The following is a 23,230-nucleotide window of genomic DNA, read 5'->3' on the forward strand; positions in this document are numbered from 1 at the left end:
GGGGACGCGGCTTGCGCCCGCGGCTGACGAGCAGTCCGGTGTGGACGGGATGAAGGGTCAACCAGCAGTGGGGGAGCCCGCCGGCCCGGCTTCGAGGAAGCGGAGCATGCGGCGGTTCAGCTCCTCGGCGAAGCTGTACGGCAGGTAGTCGGTGCGGATGGTGACGCGCAGGAGGGCATGGTCGACGCGGGGCAGCACCTCGACCGTGAGCCCGTTGGGCACCTCCCGGGCGTACGGGTCGACGACCTCCTCGGCCCGGCAGCCGGCCAACTCCAGCGGCACGACCACGTTGTCCTGGAACACGAAGGTCGGCAGGCTGGCGACCACCTCGCCGGAGAGCCCGGCGGCGGGGTCGTCGGCGGTCTCCGCGAAGGGGACGTCCTGGGCCCGCATCAGGTCGGTGATCGTCTCGTTGACCCGCAGGACGAGCTTGTCGTCCTGCGACCCGTCGAACCGTACCCGGACGCAGTTGAGGTTGAGCCGGGTGGTGAAGGCGGAGTCGAGGACGCGGCTGCCCCGCTTGGCCACCACCATCAGCAGGCCGATGTCGTCCTGCTGGTGGATGGCGCGCAGCGCCGAGGCGAATGCCGCGACGAAGTAGCTGGAGCGGCTGAACCGGTGTTCGCGGGCGGCCTGGTCCCAGCGCTGCATGACCTCGGGTGTCACGGTGACGATGTGGCCGGCCTTGGGGCCCCAGGCCAGGGCCTGTTCGAGGGAAGCGGTGGCGGGGCCCTGGCCCTGGCGGGGCAGGCCGCGTAGTTGTTCGCGCCAGTAGGCGCGCTGCGCGTCGAGGTCGGCGGCGTCGCGTAGCCGGGTGTACTCGTCGTACGACTGGCGCAGCGTGGGTGCGGGTCGGTCCCAGACGGGGGCGGTTCCGGCCAGCCGGGCGGCGTAGGCGTGGCTGAGGTCGCGCACCAGCAGCCCGTACGACCAGCCGTCGAAGGCGATGTGGTGGATGCCGACGCCGAACAGGACCCGTCCGGTGGACTTGTCGCGGATGAGGGCGGCGCGCCAGTTGCGGCCCTGGGTGTAGTCCAGCGGCTGTTGTACGGCGTCGGCGAGTTGGTCGAGGGCTTCCTGTTCGCTGGTGGCGTCGGTGAGCAGTCGTAGCTGTGGCATGCCGGGGTTGGGTGGGACGAGTGCCACGGGCGGATCCGTCCGGCGGTAGCGGGCGTGCAGTGCCTCGTGCCGGCGGTGCACGTCGCCGAGCGCCGCCATCAGTGCCCGCAGGTCCAGTTCGCCCTCGATCCACCAGCTGACCGGGACGACGACCTCCAGCGGCGACATCAGGCACTTCGCCACCTGCTGCGCGAGCGGAACCGGGCCGGGACGCTGGCGGGCCCGCCCGGCGGCCGAGCCGGTGTCCGTACGGCGGGGCGCGGTGGTGAGCCAGTGGGCCAGCCCCTGCGGTGTGGGGGTGCGGTGGATCTGCGAGACGGGTACGACGACGTCGGCGGCCTCGTCGACGCGCGTGGCCACCGCCGCCGACTGCAGGGACGTGCCACCCAGGTCGAAGAAGCTGTCCCGCGTGCCGACCCGGTCGATGCCGAGGACGGTCGCGAACACCCCGGCCACGAGGCGCTCCTCGTCCGTGGTCGGCTCGACGAACTCGACACCGAGGTCGGGACGTTGGGTGTCGGGTGCGGGCAGGGCGTTTCGGTCGATCTTGCCGGTGCCGCCGACGGGGAAACGGTCGAGGGTGACGATCGCCGCGGGGATCATGTAGGTGGGCAGCACGGCGGCGGCGTGTTCTCGTAGTTCGGTGATGGCGGGGGTGCGGCCGTTGCGTCCGGTGACGTAGGCGACGAGTCGGGCGGTGCCGTGGTCTTCTCGGCGGGTGACGATGGCGGCGCCGACGTCGGGATGTTGGGCGAGGATGGTTTCGATTTCGCCGAGTTCGATGCGGATGCCGTTGACCTTGACCTGGTGGTCCATCCGGCCGAGGATCTCCAGCGCCCCGGAGGCGTTCCACCGGCCCAGGTCGCCGGTGCGGTAGGCGGTCCCGCCGCCGTGCGGGTCGGTGACGAAGCGTTCGGTGGTGAGGTCGGGGCGGTTGAGGTAGCCGTCGGCGACTCCGTGGCCGGTGATGAGGATTTCGCCGGGTACGCCCATGGGTACGAGGTTGAGGTTGGTGTCGACGACGCGGATCTGCCGGTTGGGCATGGGCCAGCCGATGGGCACGTACGCGCCGCCCCAGCCGGCCGACGCGTCGAACCACGTGCACGCCACGGCGATCTCCGCCGGCCCGTACGCGTTCACCACCCGCGTGCCGGCCGCCAACCACCGCTGGGCCAACTGCGGCGGGACGGCCTCGCCGCCGAAGATGATGCAGCGCAGCCCCGGGCAGGCGGCCGGGTCGAGCGGGGCGATGTTGGTGGCCGGTCCGAACGTGTGCGTGACGTCGTGGGTGTTGACGAGGTCGGTGAGCCGGCGCGCGTCGAGCAGGTCGTCGCGGGAGCAGACGACGACCCGGCCGCCACCGGTGAGTGTCGCGAAGACCTCCCCGAACGCGGCGTCGAAGACCGGGGCGGCCGAGTGCAGCATGCGGCTGTCGGTGCCGATGGCACACTCGTCGGTCATCCACGCCAGGAAGTTCGTCAGCTTGTCGTGCGTCAGCACGACGCCCTTCGGGGTGCCCGTCGAACCCGACGTGTAGATCACGAACGCCGGCGCATCAGCCGGCACCACCGGCAGTCCCGCCGGCTCGTGGTCCTGCGCCACCGACCGGTCGTCGTCCAGCGCCACCACCGACACCCCGTCCCCACCGGGAATCCGGGGCGCCACCGCACCGACGGTGAGCACCACGCGCGCGCCGTGGTCGGCCAGCAGCATCCGCATCCGCTCGGTCGGCCACGACACGTCCATCGGCGTGTACGCCGCGCCCGCCCGCAACACGCCCATCGTGGCGACCAACGTCCACAGACTGCGCTCCAACGCCAACGACACCACGTCACCGGGCCGCACACCCAACGACCGCAGATACCCGGCCAGCGCCCCCGAGCGGCGATCCAACTCCCCGTACGTCAACACCTCACCGCCAGCGACACCCGCCACCGCCTCCGGCGTGCGCCGCGCCCACCGGAGCACCAACTCGTGGATCGGCTGACCCGGCACCTCCCGCAACGGACCCCGACCCCACCCCAGCAACCGCTCCCGCTCCGCGTCCCCCAGCAACGGCAAGCCCGACAACGCCAGCCCCGGCTCCGCCAACCCCGCGGACACCAGCACCACCACCTGATCCACCAGACCCCGCACCCACTGCGCCGAGAAACCCTCGACCGCGTAGTCCACCCGCAGCGCCGAACCATCCGCCGCCACACCCACCACCAGGTCGACGCCCACCACCGCCGGCCCCGCGTCACCCACCGGAGCGTCCACCAGCCCCACCACCACCGGACCCACCGGCTCCCGGCCCGCCGCCGTCGGCGCCGCCAGCGCCGAACCCACCCGCGACACCAGCTCGGCGAAACCCGGATCGTCCGCCACACCGACCCGCAGCACCGACCCGCCGCCACCCGACGACAGGCCGACCACGACCTCCTCCTGGGCGGTCCACCGCGCCAGGACCGCCACGAGCCCCGCGGCCACGGCAGCGCCGGCCGGGTCGAGGCCCGGCCGCCAGGTGGGCAGTACCCGGTGCACCGAGGCCGCCCGGGCCGGCCACACCGTCGGCCGGCGCAGGTCCCCCACCAGGTCCAGCGTCCCGGCGTCAACCGCCCCGGCCACGCTCCGGGCACCATCGAATCCGACAGACATCAGCTCAACCTCCGATCGATTGGGGGCGACCGGAAGGCACGTGGCCGCAACGGCCGGTCAGCCGAGGTGCCGCACGCCGGACGGCACCGTCGGGATTCCGGTCGGCGGGCGCGGCACGGCTGGCGGGCGCAGGCCCGGGCGCCGCGGCGGCAGGGGCGGTTCGCGGGCCGTGCGGCCCGGTCGGGTGACCGGCGCGCGGGAACCGCCGTGCGACCAGGACGGGGTCACCGTCCGGATCCTGGGCCGCGACCACGTCGTCGATCGAAAGGAGCAGGTCGGTGCCCGATCCGATCACCGGCGCCTCCCGTCCATCCGGGCGCCGCGCACCCACATCCGTCCCCGATCCGGTGCGATGAAAAGGGAACGACGAACCGATGGGGCCCGACCCTACGAAGCCCTCCGCAGTGGCGTACACCCCTAGAGATACGCACGTCGACCCCTAGGGCGCCGGCACGCGGACCGCCGCCGGCAGCCGCCGGGGATCCGCCCCGGGCAGCCGCCGGTCCGGGCATTCGTCCGGCATCGCCGCCAACGGATCGACGGTGTGTGCTGCTCAGTGCGGTGTCGATCGGCTGATCAGGAGCCCGGCCGGATGCGCCGATTTCTCGGCGTAGGCACACGTCACTATGTCTTTTCTGTGGCGACGTTAAGCGGCCTCCGAGAGGTTCGGTGCCCGATTGTCCGGGTTCGGCGTGGTCCCGCAGCTCCTTTCGGAAGCACCTCTTCGGTCAACCCGAGTAGCGGGGCCGGTCGGAGAATTGGCGATTTCGGTCGCGAAAAGGGCCGCCCGATTTCGGCTGACCGGCCCATCCCCGGGCAATGAGGACTGACTATGCTTTGTCGATCATGATCCAGTCGGTGACTGGCAGATCGGCCACCGACTGTTGGTGTGCACCTCGCCAACGCAGCGCTGACCACAAGCCAGCCCGCTACCTGGCCGGTCCAGCCTGAACCCGTCCGGTCGGTGCACGCGGCACGCTTGACCCTCGTGGTCGAGCGGCCCCATCAGGCCCGGGAGCCCACCCATCCGCCCACGTCCTCCGCTGTTCGTGGCCGTGGCGTCCCGGACTTCGTGCCACCCCGAGGCCCTTTGCGGGCCGGCATGTCAGGAGATTCCATGTACGTTCCGATCCAGGTACAGGTGTTCGCCCACGACGGGGTGGTCCTTGCCCGGCCGCCGGATCCGGTGGCGACGGCCGACAGCCGCTACCTTGCCGCCGCGGGCACCGCCCTGCACAACGGGCTGGACATGATCACCGGCCTGCACCTGACCCTTCCGCACCAGTCGGCGGCGATTTGCAGCACCGGGTCCAGCGCCGACAAGTCGCTTCGGCTGATCAACCGGTGTGGTCTGAAGACGCCGAGCGATCTGCGCGAGTTCCGCTCCGGCGCCCAGGCGGTGCGGCTCGCCCAGGACGCCGCCGAGCGGGGCGAGATGCTGGAGTTCCAGTTTGCCCCGCACGATCCGCAACTGCGGACCGCGCGGGCCCGGGTGCCGGCGGACCTGTTGGCCCGCCTCAACAACAAGACCACGCTGGAAACACTGGTCGCGTCGGAATACCTGCCCCGTCGCCAGGTCGCCACCCCCGCCGAGGTGCGCCGCATCGTGCAGCAGGACCGTCGGCCGGCGGTGATCAAACCGGCCGGTGTCGAGGTGTTCAGCGGAATCGCGATCTTCACCAGGCGGCTGCGGGAACGGCAGCACCGGTCCATGTTCAACCAGTTGGAACAGGTCAGCGACTGCTGGATCGTCGAGGAGGAAGTGCCCTTCCGGACGATCTGGGGCCTCCAGTTCGGCGTGACGGAGAGCGGAGCGGTGCAGTACTTCGGTGCGTCCGTACACCTGCCGCAGCCCACTTCGACGTGGGTCGGTTGTGTGATGGACGACGACCAGCCGCCGGCGGAGCTGATCGAAGCGCTGACCGTAGGGGTCCGAAAGGCCAGTGCGCTCGGGTACCGGGGCTACTGCTCCTTCGACGCCGGGATCGGTCGCGGCGGTGAACTGCGGGTCATCGACCCCAACTTCCGGGTCAGCGGGGCCACCTCGTCGGTGCTGCACCGCAGCTCGCTGCTGGGCCAGCACCCGTGCGCCATGACCACGTTCTTCTCGCTGGCCCCCGGCGTCGACGCCGAGCCGATCCTCGCGCCGTTCATCGACCGGGGGCAGCTCGTCGTGTTCATGCACCACGACCCGGCCGAGACGGACAACGGCCCGCTGCCGGCGACCATCGTCGGCATGGTCGGCGCCTCGGACCGGTACGCCTGCGGCGTGCTGGTCGCGCAGATCCAGCGGGCGCTGGGTAGGTGACGTGTCGTCCCCCGGGCCGTGGTGTCGGCCCGGGGGAGACCTGACGGACGCACGAGCGGCTGCCGCCGTGCGTGCCGGGGGCGGGCGAGGTCCGGGCCGTCACATGTCCGTGAGGGCGGCCCGGACGGCGGGCTCGGGGACGTCGGCGACCAGTTCGGGCCCGGCCGGGCCGTCCAGGACGAAGGACAGGCCGGCGGTGGCCTTCTTGTCCCGGCGCATCAGCGCGATCAGCTCGTCGTGGTCGACGCCGGCGGGCAGCGTGGTGTCCAGGCGGTAGCCCGCCACCACGTCGTGGTGCTCGGCCACCCGGTCGGGTGGGACGCGGCCGAGGACGCCGGCCAGCCGGCCCGCGAAGACCGTGCCGACGCCGACCGCCTCGCCGTGCCGCAGGCCGAAGTCGGTGGCCCGCTCCAACGCGTGCCCCAGGGTGTGGCCGTAGTTGAGGATGTGCCGCAGGCCGGAGTCGCGCTCGTCGGCGGCCACCACCCGGGCCTTGAGCGCCACGCAGGCGGCGATCTGCTCCGCCACCGGCCGGTCGCGCAGCTCGCCCGCGCCGATGAAGTGCGCCCGGGCGATCTCGCCGTACCCGTTGCGCCACTCCCGCTCCGGCAGCGTGTCGAGGTGCTCGGTGTCGCAGAGCACCGCCCGGGGCTGCCAGTACACCCCGACGAGGTTCTTGCCCTCCGGCAGGTTGACCGCGGTCTTCCCGCCGACGCTGGCGTCCACCTGGGCCAGCAGCGAGGTCGGCAGGTGGATCACCGCGATGCCCCGGTGGTAGAGGCCGGCGGCCAGCCCGACCACGTCCGTGGTGGTGCCGCCGCCACACGAGACGACGGCGTCGGCGCGGGTCAGCCCGAATTCGGCGAACGCCCGGCAGAGCTGCTCCACCGTGGCCAGGTTCTTGTCGTGCTCGCCGTCGCGGGCCGGCACCACCCGGTGCGGCACGCCGGGGTCGGGCGTCCACTCCGGCGGCCGGGCCGAGACCACCACGACCCGCCGCGCGCCGATCCGCGCCACCTCCGCCGGCAGCCGGTGGCGCACACCGGGGCCGATCAGCACCGGGTACGCGCGTTCCCCGAGCGCCACCTCGATCCGGGCCGGCTCGGCGGGGGCGCGACGGTCAGGTGCGGACGCGTTCATGCGGCTGCTGTCTCCTCTGTGCGACAGGGACCGGCGTGGTGACGACCGGGCGGTCCCGGACCATCGACAGGCGCAGCGCCAGCGCGGCCAGTGAGTCGACCTCCGGCCCGATGCCCCACCGGTCGTGGGTGAGCTGTGCGTGGTGCGCCAGCAGGAAGCCGGACGGCGCCGTCGGGTGGTCCCGGCCGACCACCTCGGCCACCCGGTCCAGGTAGCACCGCCACGCCACGCCGACGTCCCCGCCCAGCGGCAGGTCACCGGCCGACAGGACGATCTTCTCCGCGCGGGCGTCGGCCTGCGCCGCCAGGTCCCGCCGCTGCGCGCCGGTGAGTCGCTGGCTGCGCTCCTGCCAGTGCAGGAAGAGGAACGCCAGCCGGTCGGCCGCCGGCACCAGCGCCGTCAGGTGCCGCAGGTGCGCCACGGCCAGCGGCAGCTCGACGCCGGCCAGCCAGGGCGCGTCCCCGCCGAGCAGGGCCAGGGCCAGGTCGCTGCCGGCGGACGCGAGGGGGCCGCCCCGGGCGGCGTCGCGCACCAGGCACCGGTCGGCGGGGAAGGACACCCCCGGGTCGTACGCGAGCAGCCGCGCCCGTACCGCGTCGAGCGCGGCCGGGACGGCGTGGAAGCCGAGGCTCACGTGCGGCCCGGTGGGCGGGCCCTCCGGGTCGAAGAACCAGTCCATGCCCGGGTCGGCCCGGCGGGCGGCGGCGACCAGGCCGGTGAGGACGGTTCCGACCAGCTCGATCACCCGCGTGTCCGGGCGTCCCTCGGCCGGCACGGCCGAGCGGGCGAACAACCAGCAGCGTTCCAACGACGGCACCTCGGCTGACGGGCGGGTGGAGCACGGGATTCGACGGTCTGCGGGGGTCGCACCATCATCGACCTGCGGCCCGTCCCACCACCGGATCGGCGGTCCGAACTGGGGACGACTTAGGGGGTGACAGGGGTAGGACGTCGGCAGGGTGCTCGGAAGACTTGGGCCGCTACGGCGAGCGAGGTCTACGCCGCGATGAGGAGTCTCGCCGACGGACGGATGTGGTGACATGCTTCGGAGCGACCTGATCCAGCCGTTGTCCGATCTGATCGAGGCCCACGCCGCCAGGTTGGGGAACAAGGTCGCGTTCCGCGACGACCGCCGGGCGGTCGGATACGCCGACCTGGCGGCGCGGACCCGCCGGCTGGCCGGTCACCTGGCGGCGTCCGGGGTCGGGCGGGGCGACCGGGTGGCCTTCTGCCTCGGCAACCGGGTGGAGACGGTCGAGACCTGGCTGGCCGTGACGCGGGCCGCCGCGGTCGGCGTACCGGTGAACCCGCACAGCACCGACGCGGAACTGGCCCACCTGCTGGGCGACTCGGGCGCGGTGCTGGTGGTCACCGACCAGCGGCACCTCGACCAGCTGCTGCGGCTGCGCGCCGACCGGCCGGCCCTGCGGCTCGTGGTGACCGGGGACGGGCCGGTGCCCGCCGGGGTCACCGCGTGGCGCGACCTGGTCGACACCGAGCCGGGCGTGGACGCCCGTGACGACCTGGGTCTCGACGAGGTCGCCTGGATGCTCTACACCTCCGGCACCACCGGCCGGCCCAAGGGCGTGCTCTCCACCCAGCGCACCTGCCTCTGGTCCGTCGCCGCCTGCTACGTGCCGATCCCCGGGCTCACCGCCGCCGACCGGGTGGTCTGGCCGCTGCCGCTGTTCCACAGCCTCTCCCACATCGGGTGCGTGCTCAGCGTGACCGCGGTCGGCGCCACGGCCCGGCTCATCGACGGTTTCTCCGCCGACGACGTGCTGCGCGCCGTCGACGAGGACGAGGCCACCGTGCTGGCCGGCGTCCCGGCCATGTACCACCACCTGGTCACCACCGCCCGGGAGACCGGCTTCCGCGCCCCGGCCCTGCGGGTCTGCCTGGTCGGCGGGGCGATCACCACCGGCGCGCTGCGTCGGGCGTTCGACGAGGTCTTCGACGCGCCGCTGCTCGACGCGTACGGCAGCACGGAGACCTGCGGCTCGATCGCCGTCACCCGGCCGGACCAGCCGCGGGTCGAGGGCTCCTGCGGGCGGGCGGTGCCCGGCGTCGAGGTACGCCTGGTCAGCCCCCAGACCGGCCTGGACGTGCCGGCCGGCGCCGAGGGCGAGGTGTGGGTCAGCGGGCCGAGCGTCATGCTCGGGTACCACGGCCTGCCGGAGGTCACCGCCACCGCCCTGCGCGACGGCTGGTACCGCACCGGTGACCTGGCCCGACGCGACGCCGACGGCAACATCTTCGTCACCGGCCGGCACCAGGAACTGATCATCCGGGGTGGTGAGAAGATCCACCCGGCCGAGGTGGAGGAGGCGCTGCGCGCCGTGCCCGGTGTCGCCGACGTGGCGGTGACCGGCCGCCCGCACGAGGTGCTCGGCGAGGTGCCGGTGGCCTTCGTGGTGCCCGGGCCGGAGGGCTTCGACCCCCGCGCCGGGTACGCCGCCTGCCGGCAGAAGCTGTCCTACCACAAGGTTCCCGAGGAGCTGTACGAGATCGGGCAGGTGCCCCGTACCGCCTCCGGCAAGGTCACCCGGCGGCTCCTGCTCGACCGGCCGGCGCGGCTGCGGGCCGTCAACGGCAGCCACCACGAGGCGCTGAGCCTGCTCGCCTGGCGGCCGCTGGACCTGAGCGCCGTACCGCCGCTCGAAGCGCCCGTTCCGACGGCCGCGCAGTCCGCCGTGGCCCCGGCCCGTCGCTGGGCGCTCGTCGGCCCGGGCAGCGAGGCGCTGGTGGAGCCGCTGCGCGCGGCGTCGCCGGGGGACCGGTTCCGGTGCCACCGGGACCTGGCCGCCCTGCGCGACGCCCCGGACGTGCCCGACGTGACGGTGCTGCTGGCCGGCGCGGCCGACGCCGTCGCGACGGACCTCGCCGACCGGCTGCGTGGCTGGCTCGACGACGACCGGTTCGCCGGTACCCGGCTGGTGCTGCTGACCGGCCCGGCCGGCGACGATCCGACCGGCCCCGAGGCGGTCGATGCGGCGACCGGCCCCGAGGCGGGCCACGCGGCGACCGACCGCGAGGCGGGCGATGCGGCGACCGGCCCCGATGCGGGCGTCGCGGGCGACGCCGCCGCCGGAGGGGACGGGCCCGATCCGGCGGCCGGTGCCGTCCCGGCGATCGGGCGCGCCCTCCAGGCCGCCTACCCGGACCGGATCGTGCTGGTCGACCACGACGCCGGACACCGGTCGGTCGCCCTGCTGCCCGCCGTGGTGGATGCCGGCGCCGCACAGGTCGCGCTGCGGGCCGGAACCGCCCTGCACGCGGCCCTCGTGCCGGCCCCCGCCGCCGTGCCGGCGCGGCCGGCGACCGTGGCCGACCCGGACCGCCCGGTCCTGGTCACCGGCGCCGACGGACCGACCGGCGCGGCCCTGGCCCGACACCTCGTCGCCGCGCACCGCGCCCGCCGGCTGCGGCTGCTCCACCTCGGCGCCACGGCCGGGGCCGCCCTCACGGACCTGGCCGCCGAACTCACCGCCGCCGGTGCCGAGGCCGCCGCGCTGCCCGCTGACCGGGCGGGCGACGAGCCGCCCGGCGGCGTCTTCCTCTGCCCCTCCGAGGACGACCTGGCCGACGACGGGGGCGTGGCCCGGCTGCTCGGCCTCGCCGCGACGCTGGACGCGACGACCCGGCTCCCGGCCGCCGCGTTCGCCGTCCTCGCCCCGTCCGCCCTGCTGCTGGGCGCCGCCGGCCGGGAGCGGGCCGCCTCGGCCGTCGGCGCCCTGCACGCCCTGCTCGCCCGCCGCCGGGCCGCCGGTCTGCCGGCCCGGCTCGTCGGCACGACCGCGCCCGCCGACCGCGAGCCGTCGCCCGCCACCGGGACGACCGGACGCCACCCGGGGGACGGGACCGGCGACGCGCGCGCCGACCTCGCCGCCTTCGACGTGGCCCACGACGGCGACGACCTGGTCCTGCTCGCCCGCCCGGCGGGCCACGCCGACACCGCGCACCCCGCCTGGCGTGGGCCCGTCGCGTCGCCCAACGACGCCGCCGACGACCGGGACGCCGCCGAGTTGCGCCGCCGGCTGGCCGGGCTGAGCACCGGCGAGGGGGACCGGCTCCTGCTCGACCTCGTCCGCGCCGCCACCGCCGAGGTGGCGGGACTGTCCGGGCCGGCGGCCGTCCGCCCCGGCCGGGCCTTCAAGGAACTCGGCTTCACCTCGGTCAGCGCGGTCGCCCTGCGGGACCGGCTGGCCCGGGCCACCGGGGTACGGCTCTCCGCCACGGCCGCGTTCGACCGGCCCAGCCCGGACGCCCTCGCCCGGCACCTCGCCGCCCGGCTGCGCGGCGGCACCGGGCAGGCCGGTCGGGTGGCGGACCGGCAGCCGACGCCGTCCACGGCGGACGATCCGGTGGTCGTCGTCGCCATGGCCTGCCGGCTGCCCGGCGGTGTCGGTTCCCCCGAGGAACTGTGGGAGCTGGTCGCCCAGGGCCGGGAGGGGCTCACGGAGTTCCCCACCGACCGGGGCTGGGACCTGGCGCACCTGTTCTCCGACGACGCCGACCGTCCCGGCACCTCGTACGTGCGGGTGGGCGGCTTCCTGACCGACGCCGCGGACTTCGACGCCTCCCTGTTCGCGATCAGCCCGCGCGAGGCGCTCGCCATGGACCCCCAGCAGCGGCTGCTGCTGGAGACGTCCTGGGAGCTGTTCGAGCGGGCCGGCATCGACCCCACCTCGCTGCGCGGCAGCGCCACCGGCGTCTTCACCGGCGTCATGCACCACGACTACGCCGCCAACCTGCGCCAGGCCCCGCCCGGCACCGAGGGCTACCTCGGCGTCGGCACCGCCGGCAGCGTGGTCTCCGGCCGCGTCGCGTACGCGCTGGGGCTGGAGGGGCCGGCGGTCACCGTCGACACGGCGTGCTCGTCGTCGCTGGTGGCGCTGCACCTGGCCGCCCAGGCGCTGCGCTCCGGCGACTGCTCCCTCGCCGTGGCCGGCGGCGTGGCGGTGATGGGCACCCCACAGGCGTTCGTGGAGTTCAGCCGGCAGCGCGGGCTGGCCCCGGACGGCCGGTGCAAGGCGTTCGCCGACGGCGCCGACGGCACCGGCTGGTCCGAGGGCGTCGCCGTGCTGCTGCTGGAACGGCTCTCCGACGCCCGCCGGCGCGGGCACCCCGTCCTCGCCGTGCTGCGCGGTTCCGCCGTCAACTCCGACGGCGCGTCGAACGGGCTGACCGCCCCCAACGGGCCCGCCCAGGAGCGGGTCATCCGCCGGGCGCTGGACGCGGCGGGGCTCTCCACCGCCGACGTGGACGTCGTCGAGGCGCACGGCACCGGCACCCGGCTGGGCGATCCGATCGAGGCACAGGCACTGCTCGCCACGTACGGGGCGGGACGCGGCGACGCCGAACCGCTGCGGCTGGGCTCGTTGAAGTCCAACCTCGGGCACACCCAGGCCGCCGCCGGGGCCGCCGGGGTGATCAAGATGGTGCTCGCGATGCGGCACGGGACGCTGCCCCGCACCCTGCACGTGGACGCCCCGACGTCGGAGGTGGACTGGTCCGCCGGCGCGGTCGAGGTGCTCACCGAGGCCCGCCCGTGGCCCGACGTGCACCGGCCCCGCCGGGCCGGCGTCTCGTCGTTCGGCATCAGCGGCACCAACGCCCACGTCATCGTCGAGGCGCCCGCCGACCCGTCCGGTACGCGGGACCCGGGCCGGCAGTCGCCGCCCGGTACCGCCGAAGGACAGCCGTCGGCCGGTACCGCCGACCGCCAGCCGTCGCCCGGGTCCGACTCCGCCACCCGGCGAGCGCCCGTGCCGTGGCTGCTCGCCGCGGCCTCCGGCGAGGCGCTGCGCGACCAGGCGGCCCGCCTACTGGGCTGGCTCGACGGGCCGGGGGCCGACGCCGACCCGGCCGACGTCGGGCACGCGCTCGCCACCACCCGCGCCGCCCTCGAACACCGGGCCGTGGTGCTGGCCGACGACCCGGCCACCGCCCGCGCGGGACTGACCGCCCTGACCCGGGGCGAACCGGACCCCGACCTGCCGGCCGTGCTGACCGGCCGGGTCGTCGACGGCCAGCTCGGGCTGCTCTTCGGCGGGCAGGGCGGCCAGCGCGCCGGCATGGGTCGCGAGCTGCACGCGGCGTACCCGGTCTTCGCCGACGCCTTCGACGCCGCCTGCGCCGAGCTCGACCGCTGCCTCGCCGGCCACGCCCCGCTCACCGTCGCGGACGTCGTCTTCGCCTCCCCCGGCGGCGAACTGGCCGACCTGCTCGACGAGACCCTGTACACCCAACCGGGGCTGTTCGCCTTCGAGGTGGCGCTGTACCGCCTGCTGGAGTCCTGGGGGGTACGCCCCGACGTGCTGCTCGGCCACTCCGTCGGCGAGCTGGCCGCCGCGCACGTGGCCGGGGTGTTCCCCCTCGCCGACGCGGCGGCGCTCGTCGCCGCCCGTGCCCGACTGATGCAGCAGCTGCCCGCCGGGGGAGCGATGGTCGCCATCGAGGCCGACGAGGCCGAGGTCGCCGCGCACCTGACCGAGCGGGTGGGCCTCGCCGCCGTCAACGGCCCCACCAGCGTGGTCGTCTCCGGCGACACCGACGCGGTGCTGGCCGTCGCGGCCACCCTGCGCGCCGCCGGGCGCCGCACCAGCCGGCTGCGGGTGTCGCACGCGTTCCACTCCCCGCGCATGGAACCGATGCTCGACGAGTTCCGCGCGGTGGCGGCCGGCCTCACGTACCGCACCCCGCACCTGCCGGTGGTGTCCAACCTGACCGGTCACCCCGTCGAGCCGGCCCGGCTCTGCTCGCCCGACTACTGGGTGGCGCACGTGCGGGGCACCGTCCGCTTCCACGACGGCGTACGGGCCCTGCACGGGCTGGGCGTCAGCACCTTCCTGGAGATCGGTCCGGCCGGCGTACTCACCGCGATGGCCCAGGACTGCCTCGTCGCCGAGGCCGACGAGCTGGCCTTCGTCCCCGCCGTACGGGGCGCCGCCGACGAGCCGCGGGCACTGCTCGCCGCCGTGGCGCGGCTGCACGTGCGGGGCGTCGCCGTGGACCGCGCCGCCCTCGCCGGCCCCGGGCCGCACCGCCGCGTCGACCTGCCCACGTACGCCTTCCAGCGCCGGCACTACTGGCTGCCCGCTCCCGCCGGCGTCGGCGGTCCCGTCGGCGTCGGGCTGGCCGACGCCGGGCACCCGCTGCTCGGCGGCGTGCTGCCGGTCGCCGGCACCGGGCAGGTCGTCTGCACCGGTCGGGTCGCCGCGGCCACCCAGCCGTGGCTGGCCGCCCCCGGCGACGGCACCGCCGCGCTGCTGCCCGCCACCGCACTGCTGGACGTCCTCACCCACCTCGGCGAACAACTCGGCACCCCGACGGTGGAGCGGCTGGCAGTCCCCGAGCCGGTGCCGCTGCCCGCCGAGCTGACCCTGGAGGTGCAGGTCGGCGTCGGCGCGCCGGACGAACACCAGCGCCGGGTGGCGCACTGCCACGTCCGGGCCGGCGACGGGCAGCCCTGGCGGGAGGTCGCCGAGGCGGTGCTCGGCCCGGTCGACCCGGAGAGCGGCCGGGGCGCGCTCGCCCCGGTCTGGCCGCCCTCCGGGGCCCAACCGGTGGACCTGACCACGCCGCAGCACCGGGCGATGGCCGGGGAGCTGGCCCGGGCCGCGTGGGTCGCCGCCGACCGGCTCTTCGTCGACGTACGCCTGCCCGAGGACGCCCGCGACCCGGACGCCGAGCGGTACGGCGTGCACCCGCTGGTGCTGGAGGCGGCCCTGCGCCTGCTCCCGCTCGCCGACTTCGCGCCCGGCGCCGGCGCCGACCGCGACCGCGACGGCGACGGCGGAGCCGACGCCCCGCTGCTGCCCACCGAGTGGGTGGGGGTGCGCCGCCACGCCACCGGCGCGCACGCGCTGCGGGTCTGCCTGGCCCCCGCCGGAGCGGACGCGGTGACGCTGAGCGCCGTCGACGACGCGGGCGTGCCCGTGCTCGACGTGGACCGGGTGGTGCTGCGCAGCGTGGACCCGCCTTCCGCCGACGCACCGGCGCCCCCGGCCGCGCCCGCGGGGCTGTACGCCGTCGACTGGCTGCCCGCGGCGTTCCCGGCGACGCCGGCGCCCTCCTGGACCCTCGCCGACGGCACCCCGCCGGACGGGCCGCTGCCGCCGCTGCTGGTGCTGCGGGTCGGCGACGGTGAGCCGGGCCGGCCGGTGCCCGACCGCGCGCACGCCGTCGGCCTCGCCGTGCTCGGCGTGCTCCAGAGCTGGCTGGCCGACCCCCGCGCGGAGACCACCCGCCTCGCCCTCGCCGTGCGCGACGGTGACCCGGTGCACGCCCCGGTGACCGGGCTGGTCCGGGTCGCCCAGGCCGAGCAGCCCGACCGTTTCCTCCTGCTCAGCCTCGACGCCACCGACGACGCCACCGTCCGCGCGGCGCTGGCCGTCGCGACGGACGAACCCGAGGTCGCCGTCCGTGACGGCCGCGCCCTGCTGCCCCGCCTCCACCCCGTCGACCGGCCCCCGACCGGTACGCCGCTCGCGGCGCTGGCCGGCGGCACCGTGCTGGTCACCGGCGGCACCGGCGGGATCGGCCGGCACGTCGCCACCCACCTCGCCACCGTGCACGGCGTCGCCGAGCTGGTGCTGGTCAGCCGCAGCGGCCGGGCCGGCGACTGGACGGCCGCGCTGACCGACGCCGGCGTCACCGTCCGGGTGGTCGCCGCCGACGTCGCCGACCGGACGGCGCTCGCCGAGGTCGTCGCCCCGCTGGCCGACCGACTGGTCGCCGTCGTGCACGCCGCCGGGGCAACCGACGACGCCCTGCTCACCGACCTCGACCCGACCCGCTGGGCACGGGCCCTGCGGTCCAAGGTGCACGGCGCGTGGCACCTGCACGAGCTGACCGCCGACCTCGACCTGGCCGCGTTCGTGCTCTTCTCCTCGGCCGCCGCCACCTTCGGCAGCCCCGGCCAGGGCAACTACGCGGCCGGCAACGCGTTCCTCGACGCGCTCGCCGCACACCGTCGCGCCCGGGGACTCCCGGCGACCGCCCTGGCCTGGGGGCTGTGGGCCGCCCAGGACGGGATGGCCGGCCGGCTCACCCCGGCGGACCTGGCCCGGCTCGCCCGGGGCGGCACCCGCCCCCTCGACACGACCGCCGGGCTGGCACTGTTCGACGCCGCCCTGCACGTCGACCGGCCGGCGCTCGTGCCCATCGGGCTCGACCTGGCCGCCGTACGGACCTCCGGCGAGGTGCCCGCCCTGCTGCGGGCGCTGCTGCCCCCGCCGCCCCGCCGGGCCGTCAACGCCGACTCCGCGCCCGCCTCCGCGAAGGGCTTCGCCGACCGGCTGGCCGAACTCGCCGAGCCCGACCGCGCCGACCTGCTGCTGGACCTCGTCCGCACCCGGTGCGCCACCGTGGTCGGCCACACCGGACCCGAGCAGGTCGAGCCGCGCCGCCCGTTCAAGGACCTCGGCTTCGACTCGCTGATGGCCGTGGAACTGAGCAACCGGCTCACCGCCGTCACCGGCGTCCGGCTCGCCCCGCACGCCGTGTTCAACCACCCCACCCCGGAGCTGCTCGCCGCGCACCTGCACGCCCGGCTGCTCGGCACCGCCGCCACCGAGGTCACCGACGCCACCACCGTCGCTCTGGACGAACCGGTCGCCATCGTCGCGATGGCCTGCCGGTTCCCCGGCGGCATCGGTTCCCCGGAGGAGCTGTGGCGGTTGCTGGACGCGGGGGCCGACGTCATCGGCGACCTGCCCGGCGACCGCGGCTGGCCGCTGGCCGACCTCTACGACCCGGTGCCCGGCACGCCCGGCCGCACGTACGTGCGGGCCGGCGGGTTCCTCACCGGGATCGCCGACTTCGACGCCGCGTTCTTCGGCATCAGCCCCCGCGAGGCCCTCGCGATGGACCCGCAGCACCGGCTGCTGCTGGAGACCTCCTGGGAGGCGCTGGAGCGCGGCGGCATCGACCCGGCCACCCTGCGGGGCAGCCGCACCGGCGTCTTCGCCGGCACCCACGGGCAGGACTACGCCGACCGGGTCGCCCCCGGCGTGGTGTCCGACGACGGCGAGGTCACCGCCGACGAGGGGCACCTGCTCACCGGCACGGCCGGCAGTGTCCTCTCCGGCCGGGTCGCGTACGCGCTCGGGCTGGAGGGGCCGGCCGTCACCGTGGACACCGCCTGCTCGGCGTCCCTGGTGGCGCTGCACCTGGCCGTCCAGGCGCTGCGGCAGGGCGACTGCGACCTGGCCCTGGCCGGCGGCGTGTCGGTGATGTCCACCCCCGCCGGGCTGACCGGCTTCAGCCGGCAGCGCGGCCTCGCCGCCGACGGGCGGTGCAAGGCGTTCGCCGAGGACGCCGACGGCTTCGGCATGTCCGAGGGCGTCGGGATGCTGGTGGTCGAGCGCCTCTCCGACGCCCGCCGCCGGGGCCATCCCGTGCTCGCCGTGGTCCGCGGCTCGGCGGTCAACCAGGACGGCGCGTCCAACGGGCTGACCGCCCCGAACGGGCCGTCGCAGGAACGGGTCATCAAGGCCGCGCTGGGCGCCGCCGGGCTGGGCGCCGCCGAGGTCGACGTCGTGGAGGCGCACGGCACCGGCACGTCGCTCGGCGACCCCATCGAGGCGGAGGCGATCCTCGCCACGTACGGGCAGCGCCCCGCCGGCACCCCGCCGGTGCTGCTCGGCTCGGTCAAGTCCAACCTCGGGCACACCCAGGCCGCGGCCGGCGTGGCCGGGGTGCTGAAGATGGTCCTCGCCATGCGGCACGGCCGGCTGCCCCGCACCCTGCACGCCGAGCGACGCAGCTCGCGGATCGACTGGGAGTCGGGGGCGGTGGAGCTGCTCACCGAGGCCCGCCCGTGGCGCCCGGCGGACCGGCCGGCGCGCGCCGGTGTCTCGTCGTTCGGCATCAGCGGCACCAACGCCCACGTGATCGTCGAGGCGGTCGCCGCGACACCGGAGGAGACCGCCGCGGAACCCACGCCGGAGGACCGCGCGCTGCCGTGGCTGCTCTCCGCGCGTACCCCGGAGGCGCTCGTCGGGCAGGCCCGTCGGCTGCGGGAACACCTCGCCGAACGGCCCGACCAGCGGCCCCTCGACGTGGCCTGGTCGCTGGCCACCAGCCGGAGCACCTTCGACTCCCGGGCGGTGCTGGTCGGCTCGTCGCCGGAGCGCGTCGCCGCCGCCCTCGACGCGCTCGCCGAGGGCCGGCCCGACCCGGCGGTGACGGTGGGCGAGGCCCGGCCCGCCGGCCGGTGCGTCTTCGTCTTCCCCGGGCAGGGCTCCCAGTGGCTCGGCATGGGGTTGGACCTGCTCGACCAGGCCCCCGTGTTCGCCGAACGCATGGCGGCCTGCGACGCGGCCCTGCGGCCGTACCTGGACTGGTCGCTGCTGGACGTGCTACGCCAGGTGCCCGGCGCGCCCGGCCTCGACGACGTCGACGTGGTGCAGCCCGCCCTGTTCGCGATGATGGTGTCGCTGGCCGAGCTGTGGCGCTCCCACGGCGTGCAGCCGGCCGCCGTGGTCGGCCACTCGCAGGGCGAGATCGCCGCCGCCTGCGTGGCCGGGGTGCTCTCCCTGCCCGACGCCGCCCGGGTGGTGGCGCTGCGCAGCCGCGCGCTGCGGGCGTTGGCCGGGCACGGCGCGATGGCCTCCGTCGCGCTGCCCGCCGACACGGTCCGCGACCGCATCGCCCGCTTCGGCGACCGGATCTCGGTCGCCGCCGTGAACGGCCCGGCCGCCGTCGTGGTCTCCGGCGAACCGGAGGCGGTGGAGGAACTCCTCGCCGAACTGGCCGGCGAGCAGACCCGGGTCCGGCGCATCGCCGTCGACTACGCCTCCCACTCCGCCCAGGTGGAACGCATCCGCGACGAGCTGGCCGAGGTGCTGGCGGGAATCACCCCCGGCCCGGCGGCCGTGCCGCTGTTCTCCACCACCGACCTGCGCTGGCTCGACGGCGAGAACATGGGGCCGGACTACTGGTACCGCAACCTGCGGCAGCCGGTCGAGCTGGAACGGGCGATCCGTGCGCTGGCCGCCCAGGGCCACGACACCTACGTCGAGTGCAGCCCACACCCGGTGCTCACCGTCGGCATCGAGGAGACCCTCGCCGACCACGAGGACGAGACCGTGGTGGTCGGCTCGGTGCAACGCGACCAGGGCGACCGGGAACGGTTCCTGCTCTCCCTGGCCCAGCTGCACGTGTGCGGTGTCGCCGTGGACTGGCGGCCAGCGCTGGCCGGCGGCCGGCGGGTCGACGTGCCCACCTACGCGTTCGCCCACCGCCGCTACTGGCCCCGGCCCCTCTCCGGCCCCGGCGACGTCGGCGCCGCCGGCCTGGACGCCGCCGGGCACCCGCTGCTCGGCGCGTCGGTCGCGCTGGCCGAGGCGAGAGGCCACCTGTTCACCGGGCGGCTGTCGACCGACGCGCAGCCGTGGCTGGCCGACCACCGGGTCACCGACAGCGTGCTGGTGCCCGGCACCGGCCTGGTGGAACTCTGCCTGCGCGTCGGCGACGAGATCGGTCACCCCGTCCTCGACGAGCTGGTCATCGAGGCCCCACTGACCCTGCCCGCCGACGGGGCGACCCAGGTGCAGGTGGCGGTCGGCGTGGGCGACGACGGGCGCCGGCCGGTGACCGTGCACTCGCGGCCCGCCGACGCACCGGCGGGGACGCCGTGGACCCGGCACGCCAGCGCCACCCTCTGCGCCGACCAGCCCGTGGCGTCGCCGCAGCTCACCACATGGCCGCCGCGCGACGCCCGGCCCGTCGACCTGACCGGCTTCTACGCCGGCCTGGCGGCCGACGGCTACGCGTACGGGCCGGCTTTCCAGGGGCTGCGCGCGGCGTGGACCAGCGGCGACGAGGTCTACGCCGAGGTGGAGCTGCCGGCGGCCCAGCGGGTCGACGCCGACCGCTACGGCCTGCACCCGGCCCTGTTCGACGCCGCCCTGCACGCCGCGCACTTCGGCGGTCTCGCCGGAGCCGGCGACGGGCGGCTGCTGCTGCCGTTCGCCTGGAACGGCGTCACCCTGCACGCCACCGGTGCGACCGCCCTGCGGGTGCGGCTCACCCAGGTCGGGCCGCACGCCATCGCGCTGACCGCCGCCGACCCGACGGGCGCCCCGGTCGCCGAGGTGACCGCCCTGACGATGCGGCCGATCTCCGCCGCCGAACTGGCCGTCACCGACGACCGCGCCACCCGCGACGCCCTGTTCCGGATCGACTGGACGCCGCTGCCGCCGGTCGACGCGGCTCCCCCGGTCGACGCCGTGGCCGTCGCCCCCGGCCTGGACGGGTTCCCGCTCCACCCGGGGCTGGACGGGCTCGCCGCCGCCGTCGACGCGGGACTGGCCCTGCCCGGGGCCGTGCTCGTGCCGCTCGACGCGGGACCCGCGCAGCCCACCCCCCGCGCGGCGCGGCACGCCGCCGTACGGGCCCTCGAACTGGTCGGACGCTGGCTCACCGAGCCCCGCTGGGCGGCGTCACGGCTGGTGCTGGTGACCCGGGGCGCGGTGGCCGTGCACCACGCCGGCGAGGTGACCGACCCGGCCGCCGCGGCGGCGTGGGGGCTGGTCCGCTCCGCCCAGTCGGAGAACCCGGACCAGCTGCTCGTCGTGGACGTCGACGGCGACGGGATCGGCCCCGACCAGGTGGCCGCGCTGCTGGCCGCGGCCGAGCCGCAGGCAGCGATCCGGGGCGGCACGGCGTACGTGCCGCGGCTGGCGCGGGCCGGGTCGGCGGGCGAGCTGACCGCACCACCCGCCGCCGCGTGGCGGCTGGACGCGCCGGTGCGCGGCAGCCTGGAGAACCTGACCCTGGTTCCCACCGACGCCGCCGACGCCGCTCTCGGCGCCCGCGAGGTCCGCGTCCGCGTCCGCGCCGCCGGCCTGAACTTCCGCGACGTGCTCAACGCGCTCGGCCTGTACCCGGGCGACGCGGGGCCGCTGGGTGGCGAGGGCGCCGGCGAGGTCGTCGAGGTGGGCGCCGAGGTGACCGACCTGCGGCCCGGTGACCGGGTGTTCGGGGTCTTCGTGGGCTGCTTCGGGCCGGTCGCGGTCACCGACCGCCGGCTGCTGGCCCCGATGCCGGCCGGCTGGTCGTACGTCGAGGCCGCCTCCGTGCCGGTGGTCTTCCTGACCGCGTACCACGGCCTGGTCAACCTGGCCGGGCTCAGCCGGGGCGAGTCGGTGCTGGTGCACGCGGCGGCCGGCGGCGTCGGCATGGCCGCCGTGCAGCTCGCCCGGCACCTCGGCGCCGAGGTGTACGCCACCGCCAGCCCCGCCAAGTGGGACGCCCTGCGGTCGATGGGCCTCGACGAGGAGCACCTGGCCTCGTCCCGGACCCTCGACTTCGAGACCCGGTTCGCCGACGCGACCGGCGGCCGGGGCGTCGACGTGGTGCTCGACTCGCTGGCCCGCGAGTTCGTCGACGCGTCGTTGCGGCTGCTGCCGCGCGGCGGGCGGTTCATCGAGATGGGCAAGACCGACATCCGCGACGCCGCCCGCGTCGCCGCCGACCACCCGGGGGTGGCGTACACCGCCTTCGACCTGACCCTGGAGGACCCCGACGAGGTGCAGCGCATGCTCGTCGTGCTGCTGGGGCTCTTCGAACGGGGAACGCTCACCCCGCTGCCCACCCAGGTGTGGGACGTCCGCCAGGCGCCGGAGGCGTTCCGGCACGTCAGCCAGGCCCGGCACGTCGGCAAGGTGGTGCTCACCATGCCCCGGAGGTGGGACCCCGAGGGCACCGTGCTGCTGACCGGCGGCACCGGGACCCTGGGCCGGCTGGTCGCCCGGCGACTGGTCGAGACGCACGGCGTACGACGGCTGCTGCTGGTCAGCCGCCGCGGCGAGCGGGCTCCCGGCGCGGGCGAGGCGGTCGACGAGCTGCGCCGCCTGGGCGCCGAGGCCACGGTGGTGGCGGCCGACGTGGCCGACCGGGACGCCCTGGCCGCGGTGCTGGCCGCGGTGCCGGCGCGGCACCCGTTGACCGCCGTCGTGCACCTCGCCGGGGTGCTCGACGACGGGGTGGTCACCGCCCTGACCCCGCAGCGCGTCGACACCGTCTTCGCGCCGAAGCTCGACGCCGCGTGGCACCTGCACGAGCTCACCCGCCACCTCGACCTGGCCGGGTTCGTGCTGTTCTCCTCCGGCGCCGGCGTCTTCGGCGTGCCCGGTCAGGCCAACTACGCGGCGGCCAACGCGTTCCTCGACGCGCTCGCCCTGGCGCGTCGCGCCGCGGGCCTGCCCGGCCGGTCGTTCGCCTGGGGACTGTGGGAACAGGCCAGCGAGATGACCGCCAAGCTGGACCGGGCCGATCCCCGGATCACCGCCCGGGACGGGCAGCTCGCGATCCCGTCCGACCTGGGGATGGCCCTGTTCGACGTGGGCCTGCGGCTGGCCGAGCCGGTGCTGGTGCCGACCAGGATCGACGTCGCCGCGCTCGGCGAACGGGTCGAGCGGCCCCCGGCCCTGCTGCGCGGGCTCATGCGGCGGGAACGGCCCACCGCGCGGTCGGCCGCCCCGGTCGCCGGCGGGCGTACCCTCGCCGACGAGCTGGCGGCCCTGGCGGGGCCCGAGCGCCACACCCTGCTGGTCGACCTGGTCCGCGAGCAGGCGGCGAGCGTGCTCGGGCACGGCAGCCGCGCCGCGGTCGCCCCGGGCCGGGCCTTCAGCCAGATCGGCTTCGACTCGTTGACCGCCGTCGAGCTGCGCAACCGGCTGACCACGGCGACCGGCCTGCGCCTGCCGGCCACACTGATCTTCGACTACCCGGACCCGAACGAGCTGGCCACGTTCCTGGTGTCCCAGCTGGCGCCGGACACCGGCCCGGCGGTTCCGCCGGTCCTCGCGGACCTGGAGAACCTGGAACGCTCGCTGACCGAGGCCAGCGTCGAGGCGGAACTGCACGACCAGATCGGGTCCCGGCTGGAGGTGCTCATCGCCAAGTGGCGCACGATGCGCGCCGGATCGGGCGGCGATCCCGACCTCGACCTCGAACTGGCCAGCGACGACGACCTCTTCGACCTCATCGACAGCGAACTCGGTCTCTGATGGC

Annotated in this window: 5 protein-coding genes; 2 read left to right on the top strand and 3 right to left on the bottom strand. The window is 75.9% G+C overall.

The features are described 5' to 3' along the window. Positions 1-57 precede the first annotated feature (57 nt). Positions 58-3,756, bottom strand: coding sequence for a non-ribosomal peptide synthetase (locus tag KBX06_RS25745; protein WP_210839495.1), 3,699 nt, complete (start codon positions 3,754-3,756; stop codon positions 58-60). Between the two features lie 1,117 nt (positions 3,757-4,873). On the opposite strand from KBX06_RS25745, the gene KBX06_RS25750 reads away from it, so the two are divergent. After that, on the top strand, positions 4,874-6,064 hold the full coding sequence (locus KBX06_RS25750; RefSeq protein WP_210839497.1) for an ATP-grasp domain-containing protein: 1,191 nt from the start codon (positions 4,874-4,876) through the stop codon (positions 6,062-6,064). A 99-nt stretch (positions 6,065-6,163) separates the two neighbouring features. On the opposite strand, the gene KBX06_RS25755 is transcribed toward KBX06_RS25750, so the two are convergent. Both KBX06_RS25755 and KBX06_RS25760 read right to left on the bottom strand, forming a co-directional pair. Continuing rightward, the gene (locus tag KBX06_RS25755) at positions 6,164-7,204 is read right to left on the bottom strand and encodes a 3-dehydroquinate synthase (protein ID WP_210839498.1); all 1,041 of its coding nucleotides are present in this window, start codon (positions 7,202-7,204) and stop codon (positions 6,164-6,166) included. Then, entirely contained in the window at positions 7,185-8,021 is an 837-nt protein-coding gene (locus tag KBX06_RS25760; protein ID WP_307854754.1) for a hypothetical protein, read from the bottom strand. The genes KBX06_RS25755 and KBX06_RS25760 overlap by 20 nt, the downstream gene beginning before the upstream one ends. A gap of 223 nt (positions 8,022-8,244) precedes the next feature. Here KBX06_RS25760 and KBX06_RS25765 point away from each other — a divergent pair, with 223 nt between their 5' ends. After that, positions 8,245-23,226: a type I polyketide synthase gene (locus KBX06_RS25765; RefSeq protein ID WP_210839502.1), complete on the top strand. Its 14,982-nt coding sequence runs from the start codon at positions 8,245-8,247 to the stop codon at positions 23,224-23,226. Positions 23,227-23,230: the final 4 nt, after the last annotated feature.

The organism is Micromonospora sp. C31, from assembly GCF_018070575.1.
Lineage (GTDB): Bacteria > Actinomycetota > Actinomycetes > Mycobacteriales > Micromonosporaceae > Micromonospora.

Bases quoted from the DNA above. Each gene is read 5' to 3' on its own strand.
- KBX06_RS25750 (WP_210839497.1), top strand. From the start codon at position 4,874: ATGTACGTTCCGATCCAGGTACAGGTGTTCGCCCACGACGGGGTGGTC.
- KBX06_RS25755 (WP_210839498.1), bottom strand. From the start codon at position 7,204: ATGAACGCGTCCGCACCTGACCGTCGCGCCCCCGCCGAGCCGGCCCGG.
- KBX06_RS25745 (WP_210839495.1), bottom strand. From the start codon at position 3,756: ATGTCTGTCGGATTCGATGGTGCCCGGAGCGTGGCCGGGGCGGTTGAC.
- KBX06_RS25765 (WP_210839502.1), top strand. From the start codon at position 8,245: ATGCTTCGGAGCGACCTGATCCAGCCGTTGTCCGATCTGATCGAGGCC.